General features: G+C 31.3%; 14 protein-coding genes and 1 pseudogene. 5 read left to right on the top strand and 10 right to left on the bottom strand.

The genetic code is table 11. The features are described from left to right. Positions 1–174: 174 nt before the first annotated feature. Positions 175–1,095 (bottom strand): patatin-like phospholipase family protein, encoded by a 921-nt coding sequence (locus tag AB3K27_RS10470; protein WP_368491126.1) that lies wholly within the window; start codon positions 1,093–1,095, stop codon positions 175–177. A gap of 119 nt (positions 1,096–1,214) precedes the next feature. On the opposite strand from AB3K27_RS10470, the gene AB3K27_RS10465 reads away from it, so the two are divergent. Then, entirely contained in the window at positions 1,215–1,622 is a 408-nt protein-coding gene (locus AB3K27_RS10465) for a hypothetical protein (RefSeq protein WP_368491125.1), read from the top strand. Between the two features lie 31 nt (positions 1,623–1,653). Here the strand turns inward: AB3K27_RS10465 and AB3K27_RS10460 are convergent, their stop codons facing one another. Together AB3K27_RS10460 and AB3K27_RS10455 are read right to left on the bottom strand one after the other, a co-directional pair. Next, on the bottom strand, positions 1,654–2,607 hold the full coding sequence (locus tag AB3K27_RS10460; protein ID WP_368491124.1) for an ROK family protein: 954 nt from the start codon (positions 2,605–2,607) through the stop codon (positions 1,654–1,656). Next, on the bottom strand, positions 2,589–4,289 hold the full coding sequence (locus AB3K27_RS10455) for an alpha-glucosidase (RefSeq protein ID WP_368491123.1): 1,701 nt from the start codon (positions 4,287–4,289) through the stop codon (positions 2,589–2,591). The genes AB3K27_RS10460 and AB3K27_RS10455 overlap by 19 nt, the downstream gene beginning before the upstream one ends. A gap of 980 nt (positions 4,290–5,269) precedes the next feature. Between AB3K27_RS10455 and AB3K27_RS10450 the strand changes: the two genes are divergently transcribed. The 4 genes and pseudogenes from AB3K27_RS10450 to AB3K27_RS10435 all read left to right on the top strand — a co-directional run. Further along, a complete protein-coding gene (locus tag AB3K27_RS10450; protein ID WP_368491122.1) occupies positions 5,270–6,220 on the top strand; it encodes a S8 family peptidase in 951 nt (316 codons plus the stop codon). Positions 6,221–6,623: 403 nt separating this feature from the next. Then, positions 6,624–8,297: an IS91 family transposase gene (locus AB3K27_RS10445; RefSeq protein WP_368491121.1), complete on the top strand. Its 1,674-nt coding sequence runs from the start codon at positions 6,624–6,626 to the stop codon at positions 8,295–8,297. Positions 8,298–9,174: 877 nt separating this feature from the next. Next, the gene (locus tag AB3K27_RS10440; RefSeq protein ID WP_368491120.1) at positions 9,175–9,465 is read left to right on the top strand and encodes a hypothetical protein; all 291 of its coding nucleotides are present in this window, start codon (positions 9,175–9,177) and stop codon (positions 9,463–9,465) included. Positions 9,466–9,513: 48 nt separating this feature from the next. Beyond that, positions 9,514–9,675: pseudogene (locus tag AB3K27_RS10435) on the top strand (Tn3 family transposase); the annotation flags it as partial. Between the two features lie 44 nt (positions 9,676–9,719). Here AB3K27_RS10435 and AB3K27_RS10430 read toward each other — a convergent pair. From AB3K27_RS10430 to AB3K27_RS10400, 7 genes are all read right to left on the bottom strand, one after another. Next, positions 9,720–10,067 (bottom strand): hypothetical protein, encoded by a 348-nt coding sequence (locus AB3K27_RS10430; RefSeq protein ID WP_368491119.1) that lies wholly within the window; start codon positions 10,065–10,067, stop codon positions 9,720–9,722. 673 nt (positions 10,068–10,740) lie between these two features. Beyond that, positions 10,741–10,875, bottom strand: coding sequence for a FeoB-associated Cys-rich membrane protein (locus AB3K27_RS10425; RefSeq protein WP_368491118.1), 135 nt, complete (start codon positions 10,873–10,875; stop codon positions 10,741–10,743). A gap of 1 nt (position 10,876) precedes the next feature. Next, positions 10,877–13,024: a ferrous iron transport protein B gene (feoB, locus tag AB3K27_RS10420; RefSeq protein WP_368491117.1), complete on the bottom strand. Its 2,148-nt coding sequence runs from the start codon at positions 13,022–13,024 to the stop codon at positions 10,877–10,879. A 60-nt stretch (positions 13,025–13,084) separates the two neighbouring features. Then, a complete protein-coding gene (locus tag AB3K27_RS10415) occupies positions 13,085–13,306 on the bottom strand; it encodes a ferrous iron transport protein A (protein ID WP_368491116.1) in 222 nt (73 codons plus the stop codon). 30 nt (positions 13,307–13,336) lie between these two features. Further along, the gene (locus tag AB3K27_RS10410; RefSeq protein WP_368491115.1) at positions 13,337–13,549 is read right to left on the bottom strand and encodes a ferrous iron transport protein A; all 213 of its coding nucleotides are present in this window, start codon (positions 13,547–13,549) and stop codon (positions 13,337–13,339) included. Between the two features lie 268 nt (positions 13,550–13,817). Further along, on the bottom strand, positions 13,818–14,330 hold the full coding sequence (infC, locus tag AB3K27_RS10405; protein ID WP_368491114.1) for a translation initiation factor IF-3: 513 nt from the start codon (positions 14,328–14,330) through the stop codon (positions 13,818–13,820). Positions 14,331–14,469: 139 nt separating this feature from the next. Next, positions 14,470–15,831, bottom strand: a complete 1,362-nt coding sequence (locus AB3K27_RS10400; protein WP_368491113.1) for a Na+/H+ antiporter NhaC family protein — start codon at positions 15,829–15,831, stop codon at positions 14,470–14,472. Positions 15,832–15,855: the final 24 nt, after the last annotated feature.

Here is a 15,855-nt window from a genome sequence, read left to right as displayed (position 1 = left end):
TTAATGACAGACAAAAATACACTAATAAGAGTAGCTTCGTCGATATTGGCAATATACCTTCAGGACTTATTCTAATAATTACTTATAATTAATTTTCTACAAAAATAGACTGATGCAAACTTCGCATCAATCTACCTTAAATTAATTAATTTTTAAAATCCATTACATAATTTTTTATTTAACCACATAATCTCTTATATAATTTTGAAAATCCCATAGATGTAGAAAACGTTCTGCACTATTATACCCTGATTTAAATAATTTCAATCTCATTTCTTTAGAAATATTAAACTCAGTAGCCTTAACTCCAAGAGTTGGGATAAAAACAGTTCTAACTGCATATTTGTCTTTTACATATATCTCCTCATTTTTATCAAGCATAGTTTCCATTATATCAAATAAATATGAAATAAAATCCGTTTTTTTAGATTCTTTATAACTCACACTGTTTTCTACTAGTTTAAATCCTATAGTAGGCCAGGCTGGAACTTTTTCCGTATCAAATATCCAAATAGGGAAATTACTAAGTATACCTCCATCAACTATATAACTGCAGCCTTCTTTATAATGAAATTTTACTGGTTTAAAATATAAAGGTATACTAATACTCATTCTCACTGCCTCGGATATTTCAAATTTCATAGGGTCTATTCCATAGTTTTTTAAATCATCTGGCAATATCAACATAGTTTTTTTTGTTATATCCGAAGCTATTATTTTAAGAGGAGATTTTCCATCTATACTTATATCTCCAAAAGTTATCTTACCTTTTTTAATCAGTAATTGTCTTATATATTTCTCCACAGCATCTGAAGAATATATACCTTTATCTTTGAAAAATGAGATAGATTTTTTTATCATGGAAAGCTCCCATATTTTTTTCTTCTTGAAAAATATTTTTTCATCCAAATTCATAATGATATCTTTCAATTCTTCCCCTGTATACCCCACTGCTAAAAGAGCAGCTATTATTGCCCCAGCAGAAGTTCCTGCAAATCTATTCCATTTATATCCCATTTTTTCAAAATAACATACTGCCCCTACAAGACCTATTCCTTTCATTCCCCCACCTTCAAATACAGCATCTACTATCAATAAAATCACCTCAATATATAAATATGTAAGTGATCAAAAATAGGCTACTTTAAGAAATTGAATATTATTTAAAATAAGTGGGAAAATACATTATATATTTCATAAGGAGGATGGTAAAAATGAGAATTGAAATTCACTATAGAGGGATAAAAAACGCTAATATTGCAGTAGAAGAACTTAACTTGAATGGTTTTAACACTGCTCTTGATTTAAATGATAATTACATAGACATAAATACTATGGATTCAGATTCGGAAATGAACTTTTCAAATATAATAAATTATAGAAATTCCTTATACAGTTCTCATCCTGGAAGTCCTATAATGGGCGGTTTTGGTAGTTTCAGAGAGATTGAGAACATCTGCTATAAAGTAATAGTGGATGCGGATTTTATTACGGATGATGATATTGATAAATTAAATAAAATTGTAAAAGAAACTGGTGGAGAAATTAGAACATCTATTTCACCTACTGCACCACTAGATAACCCAGATGAAACTCCAGATGAGACTGAGGTTCTTTTTTAAATTGATCCACATAATTTATAGAAGAAAACCACTAAAATTTTTCTTCTATAAATGCAAGTGCTGCAGCTCCTATAACGCCTGCATCTGTTCCTAAAAGTGCAGGAAGTATCCTTGTATTTTTACTTACTGTATCAAAACATCTCCTTTTCACTACTTCATTTATTTTATCAAAGATGATTTTTCCCCCTTTTGAGACTCCTCCACCTATAATCACAGCTTCCGGATCTAAACAAGTAATTATATTCGCTACACATATACCCAGATAATTTAAAGTTGTATCTAGTATGTTTTGTGATATACTATCTCCCAATTGAGCTTCTTTAAAGACCTCTTTTGAAGTTATATTTTTATATAATGCAAGTGTGGTGTTATATCCCATCTCTACTGCTTTTTTTGCTTCTCTAGCTATAGCTGTTCCTGAAGCCATTACTTCTGCACATCCAAAATTACCACAATTGCAAAGCGGACCCTGTGCATCTAAGGTCATATGTCCTATTTCCAGAGCATTTTTGGTATTACCCCTATATATCTGTCCATTTAATATTGCTCCTCCTCCTATCCCCGTAGAAACAGTTATAAACACCATATTATTAATTCCTTTTCCTGCACCGAACGTGTGTTCGCCTATAGCCGCAGCATTACCATCATTATCTAAAAATACGGGCATCTTAAAATGATTTTTCAAGGGGCTTACAATATTAAAATTTTTAAAGGGCAGGTTTGGAGTACATATAATTTTTCCTTTGTCTATATCAAGAGGACCCGGAGCTCCTAATCCAATACATTTTATTTTTTTACTACAAACTCCGCCAAAGTTCATTACTTTTTCTATGATTTTTATTATATTATCTAATATATATTTTTCTCCTTTTTCCGCTTTTGTAGGCAAGGTATATTTACATATTATTGCTCCTTTAAAATCCACTAAAGCAGCAGCTATTTTAGTGCCCCCTAAATCAACTCCTATTACATATTTTTCTTCCAAACTGAATCTTCCTCCAAACAATTTAATTTATAAATTCTAGTTTCATAAGGCTTTAATACAAATTCTGTAGCATATTTTTCTTTATCTATGGGATAATTACCTAATAGAAAATTTGAATAATTTAATTTTATTGTATCATATCTATATAACGCATTAACCGCACTTAAATTACATATTACAATGGCCTTTTCACCTTTAAAAGTTCTTGTATATGCAAATATACTCATATGATCTTTCAAAATCATTTTGTAATTTCCGTAGATAAAAACTTTATTTTCTCTTCTAATACTAATCATTTTCTTATAAAAATTAAGTATGGACTTGGAATCCTTCAATTGATTTTCCACATTAATTTTCTTATAATTTTCATTTACACTAAACCAGGGAATACCTGTGGTAAAACCTGCATTCTTTTTATCATTCCACTGCATGGGACTTCTTGCATTATCTCTTGAGGACAATCCTAATATTTTCATTACTTTTTCTTTAGGTACTCCCTCCTTTATCTTGGTGTAATAGAATTCTTTGCTTTTTATATCGTTATATTCTTCAATATCTTCTAACTTTATATTGGTCATACCAATTTCTTGTCCCTGATATATAAAAGGAGTACCCCTCATCATAAAATACATGGCTGCAATACAAGTAGCGCTTTCTCTTAAATACTCATTATCCCCTAAAATAGAAACAATACGAGGTACATCATGATTTTCTATAAATAGTGCATTCCATCCTTTGTTCTCCAGCACTTTCTGCCACTTAGACAGGATTCTTTTTATATCTAATATATTTACTTTATGATATGATTGTGCTTCAAATAAATTCAAAAGTTCAAATTGAAATATCATATTAAATATACCATCTTTTTCATTTACCCAGAGAGGCGCTTGTTCCGCAGTAACCCCATTTGCCTCTCCTACAGTAACAATATCGTATTTATTAAGCGCCTTTTCTTTAAGTTCTTTTAAATAATAAAAGATCCCTTGAACGTTAGTATATCTCTCAAAGGCATTTACATACCTTTCCCCTTTAACATAAGGCATTTTTTCATCAAGCACATCTTTCTTAATATGACTTATGGCGTCTATCCTAAAGCCGTCTACGCCTCTTTCAAGCCACCAATTTATCATATCATATATTTCTTCACGCATTTCCCTATTTTCCCAGTTTAAATCCGGTTGATTTTTAGAAAACAAGTGAAAATAATACTCCTTGGTATTTCTGTCATATTCCCAAACAGAGCCTCCAAATATACTTTTCCAATTATTAGGTTCTTTATTTTTTATCCCCTGCTTCCATATATAAAAATTTCTCTTTGAATTATTCCTGCAGCTTCTAGATTCAATAAACCATGGATGTAAATCACTGGTATGATTCATAACTAAATCAATTATAAGCTTCATATCACGCATATGAACTTGTTTTAGAAGATCATAAAAATCATCCAATGTTCCAAACTCTGGTGAAATATCCCTATAATCGCTGATATCATATCCATTATCACAATTAGGGGATTTATACACGGGAGAAATCCATATCACATCGATACCCAAATCCTTTAAATAGTCCAATTTTGAAATTATACCTTTTAAATCCCCTATACCATCCCCTGTAGAATCCATAAAGCTTCTCACATATATCTCGTAAAATACTGCTTCTTTCCACCAGAGTTGTTGTTCCATTTTAATCACCTCTTGTAATACTATACCCCAAACCCAACTATATTACAGTTTTTCTTTAGTATATCCATTTATTATTTAGAAAGATTACTTTTCCTTAATTTTTATCTCCATAATAGTTACCTAAATAAAAAACACTATTGAGAATTGGTTTGTCAATTATGGTAAAGGTACTCATCTTGGGAAATATAAAGGGTATAAATTACACTGTGCTGCATCTGTAACAGATACTATAAGATAATCCTTTAGTAATCCTATCTAAAGGATTTCTAATAGCTAAAAATACCTATGGAACAATCAAATTAAGTGATACATGTATTAGTAGTAATCATTTAATTGATGAGAACAATTTAAATAAAATTCTAAGTACACAAAAAATAGATGTAAAAAATGTTTTGCCAACAACTCAAAAGAGCATAAATATACAAATCTCAACATCTTATAACTGGAGATATTTACAAGTACCTATAGTTACACAGAGAACTTCAGATGGAGTACAACTATATAATTTTAGGAAACCATGCTACAGTCATAAATGGATGAATAACATCCTCGGAGGTAATGCATTACTCCTAATGGATCCTGCTTATGAATATTATAAACAGGCATATTCTTCTGGAAATACATTTTACTTTATGGGGTATTACCAGCGAACGTGTCATCAGGGACAAAGTAATAAAACTACGGCCATTAATATTCTCAAAAGGCGTATCAACGGTTGATACGCCTTTTGAGAAATGTGCATTTATTTTATCCAATTTATTGGAGATACTTTGCACTTCATAACACAGCTGCTGGTATTACCCCATAGCCCCTAAATATGCATTTGCTCTATTCTTCATTTTTCTTCACCTTTAAATTTACACGTTTAGTTATAATTAATTAATAGACATTAAATTACGTATTACTTCATATTATATTTATTATACAAAGTATGCATACTAACATTGGGGTTAATTTAATTCTATAGGGGGAGATTAAAAATGGATGGAAAAGTACATTTAATTCCGTTTCAAGTGATTAAACAGCTAAAAAAGGTCAATGAGGTTCCCAAAGGGGTGGAAATGATTCAGGCTCCAAAAATCTGGGATCAAACAAAAGGAAAAGGTATCACAGTTGCCGTATTGGATACTGGCTGCGATACTACCCACCCCGACTTAAAAGAACGAATTGTCGGCGGAAGAAATTTCACCAACGATGATGGGGGTAACATCGATGTATACGAGGATTACAATGGCCATGGTACCCATGTTGCAGGAACCATCGCTGCAATAGAAAACAATACTGGTATTGTAGGGGTAGCCCCTGAAGCTAATCTACTTATTATCAAGGTTCTTGATGAAGATGGTTCTGGTCAATACGAATGGATTATTAATGGGATTAACTATGCAATAGAACAAAAAGCTGATATTATCTCCATGTCGCTTGGAGGGCCAGAGGATGTTCCTGAACTACATGAAGCCATTCAAAAAGCTGTCAACAACAACATTCTAGTGGTTTGTGCGGCAGGAAATGCTGGTGATGGCGATGAATCAACAAATGAGTTTGACTATCCCGGTTGTTATAATGAAGTGATAAGTGTAGGTGCAATTGACTTGCAAAGACGCTCTTCCGATTTTTCAAATTCTAACAATGAAATAGATTTAGTAGCTCCTGGAGAGGAAATTTTATCAACCTATTTGAATGGAACTTATGCTAGGTTGAGTGGAACCTCCATGGCTGCACCTCATGTTTCGGGGGCACTGGCTCTGATAAAAATGCTGGTCAATACAAGCTTCGAACGAAATCTCACGGAGGCTGAACTTTATGCCCAATTAATAAAAAGAACATTACCATTGGGAAGTTCCCCCAAACTTGAAGGCAATGGGCTAGTTTACTTAACTGTAATGGATCTCTTGTCCGAAAATTCGATCAACAATTTATCACTCAATTAGTAAGTTGATGATGAAGTACTCATATAAAAGATTAGCATTAATATGGGAAGAGCCAATGAGAGTATAATTGTCCATTTAATGTAATTGGGTCAATCCTAGGGTAGCTACGATAAACCGCAAACTCAATTCCTTAAAATGTAAATGAGTTTGCGGTTTAATTATTTTTCTATGTTTAGTATAATCTTGATATGGGTGGTTATGTATTAATTCGTAATTGTAAATTAGAACGAAACCACTATTAAGTGGTGGCTGCGTTGTAAGTAATTTAAACTTCTGTGGTAAAATCTAAAGATATGTATTTTAAAAGTGGTATTTATTTTTATCTAAATACCACTTTATTATCATGAACACTTCAATTATTATTATTTTAGGACAAAAATCAAAATAATTGAGGAGTGTTATCATGTCAGAATTAAGAAAACAAATGAAAATCTATATGGATTTGAAAGGGTACAGTCCAATTACTACAAAATATTATATTAATCACGTTGGCAATTTTGCAAAATACCATAAAAAATCACCTAATTTATTGGGTGAAAAAGAAATACAAGAGTATTTACACTATTGTATCACAAAAAGATGTTTGACAGAAGGATCTGTAGGTTCAATTTATACAGCCCTTAAAATTTTATATACAAAAGTTTTAAACCGGACCTGGGATATTAATAAAATCCCGAGAATAAAAGAATGTAGAAGGTTACCTGTTGTATTATCGCCTGAAGGGATAAAAGCTATTTTTGATGCTGCCCCAAATATTAAACACAAGGCAATTTTTATGACAATTTATTCTGCAGGATTAAGAGTAAGTGAGGTTTGCAATCTCAAAGTAACAGATATAGACAGTAAAAATATGCAAATATTTATAAGGCAGGGTAAATGTAAAAAAGATCGATATTCACTTTTATCAGAATTAAATCTTCAAGTTCTAAGGGAGTACTGGAAAGAATATAAACTGCCATTCCACATTAAAAAGGTAATTTGGAATATTATCTCATGCAGGACGTCAAAGTTAGGCGGTCACATGGATGAATGTGAAGAATGCGGCCATATTAAAATTTCTTATAATTCTTGTAGAGATAGACACTGTCCTAAATGCCAGACATTAAAAAAAGAAAAATGGATTGAAGATAGAAAAAATGACTTATTACCAGTACCATATTTTCATGTTGTATTCACTATACCTGAAGAACTAAATTTTTTGGTACTTACAAATCAGAAAGAGATGTATTCTATTTTGTTTAAGTCTGTATCAGAAACTCTTCTGGAACTTTCAAAGGATGCAAAGTATCTTGGTGCAGAAATAGGTTTTACAACAATACTGCATACTTGGGGACAAAATCTTATGAATCATCCCCATATTCATTGTATAGTTACCGGTGGCGGAATATCTTTTGATGGGGTAAGGTGGATTAATTCCAAGGAAGATTTTTTTATACCTGTTAAGGTCCTGTCTGCAAAATTTCGCGGAAAATTTTTATACTATCTTAAAAAAGAATACTACAGCAATACCAAATTAAAATTTACTGTCGGTATTGAAGATTTAAAATACAAGGATGTTTTTCACTGCTTTTTAGACAAGTTGTATAAAAAAGAATGGGTGGTTTATTGTAAAGCTCCATTTAAGAGCAGTGAACATGTATTTGAATATTTAGGAAGATATACACACAGGGTTGCAATTTCAAACAACAGAATTCTTGCTCTTGAAAATGGACTTGTGAGTTTTAAATGGAGAGATTACCGGGATAATAATAAAGAAAAAGTTATGACAGTTACAGCTGAAGAATTCATACGTAGATTTTTAATGCATGTGCTGCCACCTAAATTTGTTAAGATAAGACATTATGGAATCTTAAGTAATCGCAACCGTAGAACAAAACTTAAAAAATGTAAGATGATTCTTAAAGCTCCGGTGAGTGAAAGCAAAGCTAAATTAAATTTAACAACAGCAGAGTTTATTTTAAAAGTTGCAGGAATAGATATAAATAAATGTCCATGCTGTAGTGGCAAAATGGTAACCATGAGGAAAATAGAACCGAGGATTTCGGGACCACCAGATAAAAATTCTAAAACGGCATAGATTATGGAAATTGTTATTAGTTTATTAACTATGGGGAGGGGGAAAGTACATATGTGATTAAGTGAAAATTCAACAATTGTAGGGGTATCTTACAGTTTTACTCTAAATTCTGTGCTAAAATATAAGAAAATATTAAACTTAAGGATATGTGAGGGATATTGAAACCCCATAGTAACTGCCCCGTGGCTTCGTCCTATAATTCGTTTCGGAAATTGAGCAACTTTAGCATCTAACACCATTTAAGGTATACATTTTATGGTGTTAGTTTTTATAAGCTCAAAATCCGAATACGAATCTATTCATTTTATGAAGTATTTTATGTTTTAAAATCGTTATATTTTATAAAGTTAAAAATTATAATGATTGGAGATGAAATGTTTATGCTTGTTACAGCTATTAAATCACTGTTTTATGAATATATATGTTTAATATTTTTTTGTATTATATTTCAAATAGTTATGGTTAAAAAAGAACATAAAAATGGACATAGGTATAGTTTGAAACATTTTATATGGGTTTATATTTTCTATATAAACTAGTATGTAAAAAGATTTTCGTTGTAGGTACTCCTAATAGGGTTAATACCAGCAGCTGTGTTATGAAGTGTAAAGTATCTTCAATAAATTGGATAAAATAAACGCTTACTAGTTACTTTATGGTATATGCTTTTCAGTATATGACAAGGCGGCTTGTATTGCCTCTAATGATAAAATTTTATTTGATAGGTGTATATATGAAAAAAATATATATTTTAATTTTTTTATTAAGTATAATAATTTGTATTTTATTATGCTTAATGTATATAAATAGAAATAATACGACCAAGAATTTTTTAAGTAAAAATATAGATACCATTTACATATATAAATTAGGTGAAATGAAATCTATAAATAGTACTGATAAAAACACTATCTTAAAATTTTTAAATTCTTTAAATTTAACAGAAATAAATGATTCAGAAAATAATTTAGAGGGTAATATATATTCAATAAAAATAGTAAATAAACCATCATCAAAAATAGCTTATCAAACTTTAATTATATTTTCTAACAAAATATATATTACATCATGTGATAGTAAAAATAATGTATTATCAAGTAAATGGTATGTGTCAAAAAATAATATTATAGATTTTTTAAATAATTTTTATTCTTCTATAAAAAATTAAAAGGCAGCTATAGATTATGAATTTGGATATAGTTTAGCTGTTGATGGATACCTTAATTCAGAAGAATTGAGAATAGAGATACATGAAGGACTTAATGTAGTTGAAAATTGGAACTCAGCTAATTCATTCATTTTTTATGGTAAAAGTGGTGAAATATCAACAAATAGAATTGAAGATCAAGAACTTTCAGTATTAAGTCTTCATCTTTTACTTTTTCCCATATTGGACCTAGTGGAAGATTTCTATTACAGTGTTTAACTACTACCTTTGTAAACTTTTTTCTTCATTATGTCATTGCTTAGATTTTTCAATGCATCGTGGCAACTTTTATTGGGTCTGAACCCAAATGATATAGGAAGAAAATCTTCTTCATAAATACTTTGTAGAATAATAACTAAAGCACCTTGCACTATTTTATCTTCTAAAACAGGAATACCAAGTGATCTCATTTTATCACTTCCTGCTTTAGGTATATACTGTCTTTTTATTGGCTGAGGTCTGTACCAACCTTTCTTTAATTTGATTAGCAAATTACTCACATTTTCATCCAAATGTACTTTATAACTTTCTTTATCAATACCTGGAGATGCAGTGTTATTCAATCTTTTCAGGATCTCCCCGAGTTTCCTCATATTCTCAATACTTAGCTAGGTAGGGTCTCTGACCCCGGATGTGTTTATTTGCACTCGCTTTATCGCACAAACAAATATTGCTTTCCACGTCCGTGACCGTTTCTGCCACATCATCAAGAAGTTTTCGAAGCTCAATCCCATTCACTGCTGGATTACCACCCAGTCAATTCTACCTCGCTAGCTTTCTGTCTACGCTTAAAATGTTACGTTACCGCAACACCTCCAAGACTCGATACAAGGCGATTTGCTAAATCTTACCTTGACAGGATTTCCACCTGCTAGAATATGCGCCCTGTCGGGACGCACCACGATTCCTCCCATTACCCCAAATACCTGAAGAGTTTCTGACATTTTATTTACTCGATTTTAGATAATGTTTTTAATTATAATAAAACAAAAACAGCAATAGAAAATACATCAATTTCCTACCGCCGTTTTTATTAATATGATAATAACACTCTCAAATTTACCGTTTTAAAATTCTTACGGTATATTAATTGTTATGTAATGATATTAAATTTTACTATCAATAATAAATATAACATGGTACATAAAATTGTTATGTTTTTATTAAATATAATAATTTAATTTCAGTTTTAAAATACAAAAACAACTTGGCACAACACCAAGCTGTTTTTGTATTTTAATGTTCTTCAGATTTATCGCAGCCAGAGCAACCACAGCCACAACCGCTGCCTCCTTTGTGAGACTTATAAGTTTTATATCCAGCAAATGCTATTATGCCAAATAAAATTACTCCAACTATGACAGTAGACATATTATACCACCGCCTCCTGTTTTTTAGAATCACTAACTTTATTATTAACCTTAACAGGTTTTCTAAATAAGAGGTAAATCAATACACAAACTAAAGCAATAGCAACAACTGTACCTATGCCAAAACCTCCACCTGTAAATAATGAACCTAATTGATATACAATCAATGCAATAACATAGGCAAATACGGTCTGATAGCCAATAGTACCCCATGTCCATTTTGCCGAAGCCATTTCATTACGAACAGCACCTATGGCAGCAAAACAAGGAGCACATAATAAATTAAATATAAGGAATGTATATGCTGAAAGAGGGGTAAATGCCGATCGAAGAGTCCCCCAAACCTGCGCTCCATTTTCACCCGCATCAGCAAAACCATATAAAATACCAAAAGTTCCCACAACATTTTCTTTTGCTATTAATCCAGTTATTGAAGCCACAGCAGCTTTCCAGTTATCCCATCCAAGTGGAGCAAACAAAGGTGCAATTACATTTCCTATACTAGCAAGTATGGATTGTTCTATATCCACCATTTTAAAAGTCCAGCTAAATGAGCTTAATAACCAAACGCCGATAGTAGCAAGAAGTATTACAGTTCCTGCTTTCTTAACAAATGCTTTTGAACGCTCCCATGTATGAATAAGAACACCTTTAGCACCTGGTACATGATATACCGGAAGTTCCATTACAAAAGGAGCCGGATCTCCAGAAAAAATCCTTGTCTTTTTCAGCATAATACCTGAAACAATAATAGCTGCAATTCCTAAGAAATATGCAGAAGGTGCAACCCACGTAGAGCCTGGAAACAAAGCCCCTGCAATTAAGGCAATGATAGGTAACTTAGCTCCACAAGGTATAAAAGTAGTGACCATAATTGTCATTCTCCTATCAAGTTCATTTTCAATGGTTCTACTTGCCATAATGCCTGGAACACCACAGCCTGTTCCCACAAGAATTGGAATAAAAGATTTACCTGACAGTCCAAACTTTCTAAATAGTCTATCCATAATAAATGCAATACGTGCCATATAACCACAGTCCTCTAGTAAAGCAAGACATAAGAATAATACCATCATTTGAGGCACAAAGCCAAGTACGGCACCTACACCGGCAACAATACCATCTAAAATAAGGGAATTCAACCATTCAGCAGTGCCAATAGCTGTTAGAAAACCTTTCACTGCATTAGGTACAATATCAGTAAACAAGACATCATTTACCCAGTCGGTCATCCATGATCCTATTGTTGAAATAGAAAGATAATAAACAAGGAACATAACAACTGCAAAAATAGGTAAGGCCAAAATACGGTTGGTTACAATCTTGTCAATCCTATCAGAAACTGTTAACTTATTTCTATTCTTCTTATGAACAGCTTGTTTTACAACTTTGCCTATATAAGAATATCTCTCATCTGTAATAATACTTTCACTATCATCATCAAATTTTGTCTCACACTCATCTATAATATTCTCTATGCGTTCTTTTATATCATCTGAAAGAGTTATCTGTTCTTCAATTTTCTCATCCCGCTCAAATAATTTTATAGCAAGCCAACGGGCATTTAGGCCATTTAAATTATCCTTAACAATATCTTGAATTTCTAATAGAGCATTTTCTACTGTCTTTGAAAAAGTATGACCTGGAGAAGAAACAGCTTTCATTTTAGCAAGCTCTATTGCTTTTTCCGCTATTTCCTTAGAACCAATACCCTTTGTTGCAGATGTTTCAAGAACTTCACAACCAATGGCTTCTCCTAATTTCTTTATATCTATGGTATCTCCATTTTTACGAACCATATCAATCATATTTACAGCCATAACCACAGGTACGCCAATTTCCATAAGTTGCGTAGTGAGATATAGGTTTCTTTCAATATTAGTGCCATCAACAATATTAATAATACAATCTGGTTTTTCATTAATTAAATAATTCCTTGAAACCACTTCCTCCAGAGTATAGGGAGAAAGAGAATAGATACCGGGTAAATCTTGAATAATAACATCTTTATGGCCTTTAAGCTTACCCTCTTTCTTTTCCACAGTAACACCTGGCCAATTGCCCACATACTGTGAACTGCCCGTTAAATTATTGAACATAGTTGTCTTACCGCTATTTGGATTACCAGCAAGAGCAATTTTAATTGACATTTACATCCCTCCTAATTGGTGTCAATATTTAAAATTTATAGTTCTTAGTTAAGTGTTAATCTAACTAACTTCTACTATTAAGGCCTCTTCTTTTCTCAGACTGAGCTCATAGCCTTTTACATTAATTTCTACTGGATCTCCAAAGGGAGCTACCTTACGCACATAAATTTCAGCACCTTTAGTCAAGCCCATGTCCATAAATCTTCTTTTAATGGCACCCTTTCCATGTACCTTAACAACAGTAACTGTCTCACCACATTTGATGTCTTTCAACGTCTTCATATACTTATCCCCTTTCTATTTGTGAATATACTATACAATAATCCTCTTTGCCATAGATTTATTTAAGGCAATACGAGCATCTTTTACATTTACAATAATATCTCCAGCTATTTCAGCCACTACAGTTACATCTTCTCCAAGAACAAACCCAAGATGCTCCAGATGGCGACGGGTATCATCATTACCTAAAATATTTTTAATACTGCCTGTTTCTCCTACTTTTATCATTGTAATAGGTATCATTATACTTCCTCCTCTTCCACAAATTCTACAAAAATTATGTATTTATCAAAATCATTTACCCTATAAACCATTATTTATGTAGCAACTAAACTTACTTTAATCAAATTTACGATAATGACATTCAATATCATTCATCATTATCATTATAATACACTAAATTTTTTTTGTAAACATTGTATACAAAATTGTTGTATTTTTTGCAAAAAAATAAAATCAGGACTTAATTCGTCAAGCCCTGATAGAACTTTTTATATTTTTATTAGACATACTACTTTTTAGGAGCTAGAATCATAAACATATTATTCCCTTCTAATTTAGGAGCTCTTTCTACAGATGCTTCCTCTTCCACCTTGCTTAAAAATATATTCAAAACATTTCTACCTAAATTTGTATAATTATTTTGTCTCCCCCTAAACCTTATAGATACCTTAACTTTATTACCTTTAGCTAAAAATTTTCTTGCGTTATTAGCTTTAATTTCTACATCATTTTCCTCGATAGTAGCACTCAGTCTAATTTCTTTCAACTCCACAATTTTTTGATTCTTTTTAGCCAGCTTCGCCTTTTTAGATTGCTCATAGACAAATTTACTATAGTTCATTATTTTACACACAGGTGGTTTAGCCTGAGGCGAAACCATTACTAAATCCAAGCCCTTTTCCCTGGCTATATTTAAAGCCTCTTTAGTATTTATAATAATACTATCTTTTTCTCCTACCAATCTAATTTTTTCTACTTTAATTTCTTCATTTAAGTTATTAACTCTATTAATAATATACACCTCCGTAATTTTAAATTTACCTATTTATTATTATATATAAGGATTTACCCTTCTGCAACTATAAATATACTTATTTATTGCATTATTCCAATATTTGCCGATATTAGACCAAAAACTTAAATTCTAAGTTTTTTATAATCTAACAATTCTCTTCTTGAAATATTTTTTGTGAAAAAACTAGGCATAAAGCAACTACAGGTAAAACATAACACAATAATGCATAAGGCCCATATTTGATTGATGACACTCCTGTAAGTGCTAAAATAAACAGTGAATTTCCATTCCAGGGTATCAAGGGTGCCACCATAACTCCTGTATCAGATATGGTCCTGGCTAAAACATGATTTTCAATTTTCAATTTTTTATATTTATCTCTTAACAGTTCTCCTGGTAGTATTATTCCCATACTTTGATCGCAAATTATAGTTAACATAGAACTTATAACCCCTGTTTTTACAATAATCTCTTCTTTACACTCTACTTTAGAAATCATTTTATTTATTATAGGATTTATAATTCCAGTACCACTAAATATACTGCTTAAAGCAACAGCCATCATTATTATAAAAAATATACTAACTATTGACTGAATGCCTCCTCCCACCAATATTTTATCTAATTGCAATGAAGTAGTATGCCCTTTATATCCAAACAGAACATAACTAAAAATTTTTACCAAAGATACCTTCTGAAAAAAAATACTTATTACTATTCCTACAGTTACCCCTGCAAGTAGGGATTTAACCATCTTTACTCCTAAAAAGCATAACAAAAATATTAAAACCGGTACCAATAAAAGCAGGGGAGACATAAAATAATTTTCTCCAATAGATTTTTGAAAATCACCTAATGCATACTGCGCTATAGTGTAATTTCTACCCATATAAAAATAAACTATAGATACAATTATATAAGCAGGTAAAATAGTTCTTAGCATGGATATAAGTGCTTCCTTATAGGATATCTTAACAGTAGAAATCATAAGATTTACCAGTCCTGAAATTGGGGAAAGTTTATCCGCTAAAAATGCACCTGAAACAATGGCTCCAAGAAGAATATAGTCTGGAACTTGAAATATCTTGCCAAGGCCAAGTAATGCAATTCCTATAGTACTTATACAGGCAACTGCGGAACCAATAAAAATTGAAACTAAAGATGTAAATATAAATGCTACAAATATTAAATTTTTACCTATTATATAATTAAATCCATAAAACATCATAGCAGGTATAATTCCCGAGGAAAACCATATTGGAATAGTTATTCCTATAAGTAATATTAAGATAAAAAGTTCCTTGCATTCTATAAAACTATTTGTAATCATTATTAAAAGTTCTTTAAATGTAAAACCACATACTTTGAACATGCCTAAAGAAAAAATTACACTTATAAACAATCCATAAAATAAAAGAACATTAAAAATTATACACATTATAATAGCCATAAGTGTAAAAGTTAAAATAAATGTTCTATAGCCAATAGAAATATTATCCTTTTTCACCCTTGAACCTTCTTCCTGAATTAA

This window comes from Clostridium sp. BJN0013 (genome assembly GCF_040939125.1).
Lineage (GTDB): Bacteria > Bacillota > Clostridia > Clostridiales > Clostridiaceae > Clostridium_B.
This window is presented reverse-complemented; position numbering and strand designations above follow the sequence as displayed.

Excerpts from the sequence above, each read along its gene's own strand:
- AB3K27_RS10465 (WP_368491125.1), top strand. The coding sequence starts at position 1,215 with ATGAGAATTGAAATTCACTATAGAGGGATAAAAAACGCTAATATTGCA.
- AB3K27_RS10455 (WP_368491123.1), bottom strand. The coding sequence starts at position 4,289 with ATGGAACAACAACTCTGGTGGAAAGAAGCAGTATTTTACGAGATATAT.
- AB3K27_RS10450 (WP_368491122.1), top strand. The coding sequence starts at position 5,270 with ATGGATGGAAAAGTACATTTAATTCCGTTTCAAGTGATTAAACAGCTA.
- AB3K27_RS10445 (WP_368491121.1), top strand. The coding sequence starts at position 6,624 with ATGTCAGAATTAAGAAAACAAATGAAAATCTATATGGATTTGAAAGGG.
- AB3K27_RS10440 (WP_368491120.1), top strand. The coding sequence starts at position 9,175 with ATGAAATCTATAAATAGTACTGATAAAAACACTATCTTAAAATTTTTA.
- AB3K27_RS10425 (WP_368491118.1), bottom strand. The coding sequence starts at position 10,875 with ATGTCTACTGTCATAGTTGGAGTAATTTTATTTGGCATAATAGCATTT.
- feoB (WP_368491117.1), bottom strand. The coding sequence starts at position 13,024 with ATGTCAATTAAAATTGCTCTTGCTGGTAATCCAAATAGCGGTAAGACA.
- AB3K27_RS10415 (WP_368491116.1), bottom strand. The coding sequence starts at position 13,306 with ATGAAGACGTTGAAAGACATCAAATGTGGTGAGACAGTTACTGTTGTT.
- AB3K27_RS10410 (WP_368491115.1), bottom strand. The coding sequence starts at position 13,549 with ATGATACCTATTACAATGATAAAAGTAGGAGAAACAGGCAGTATTAAA.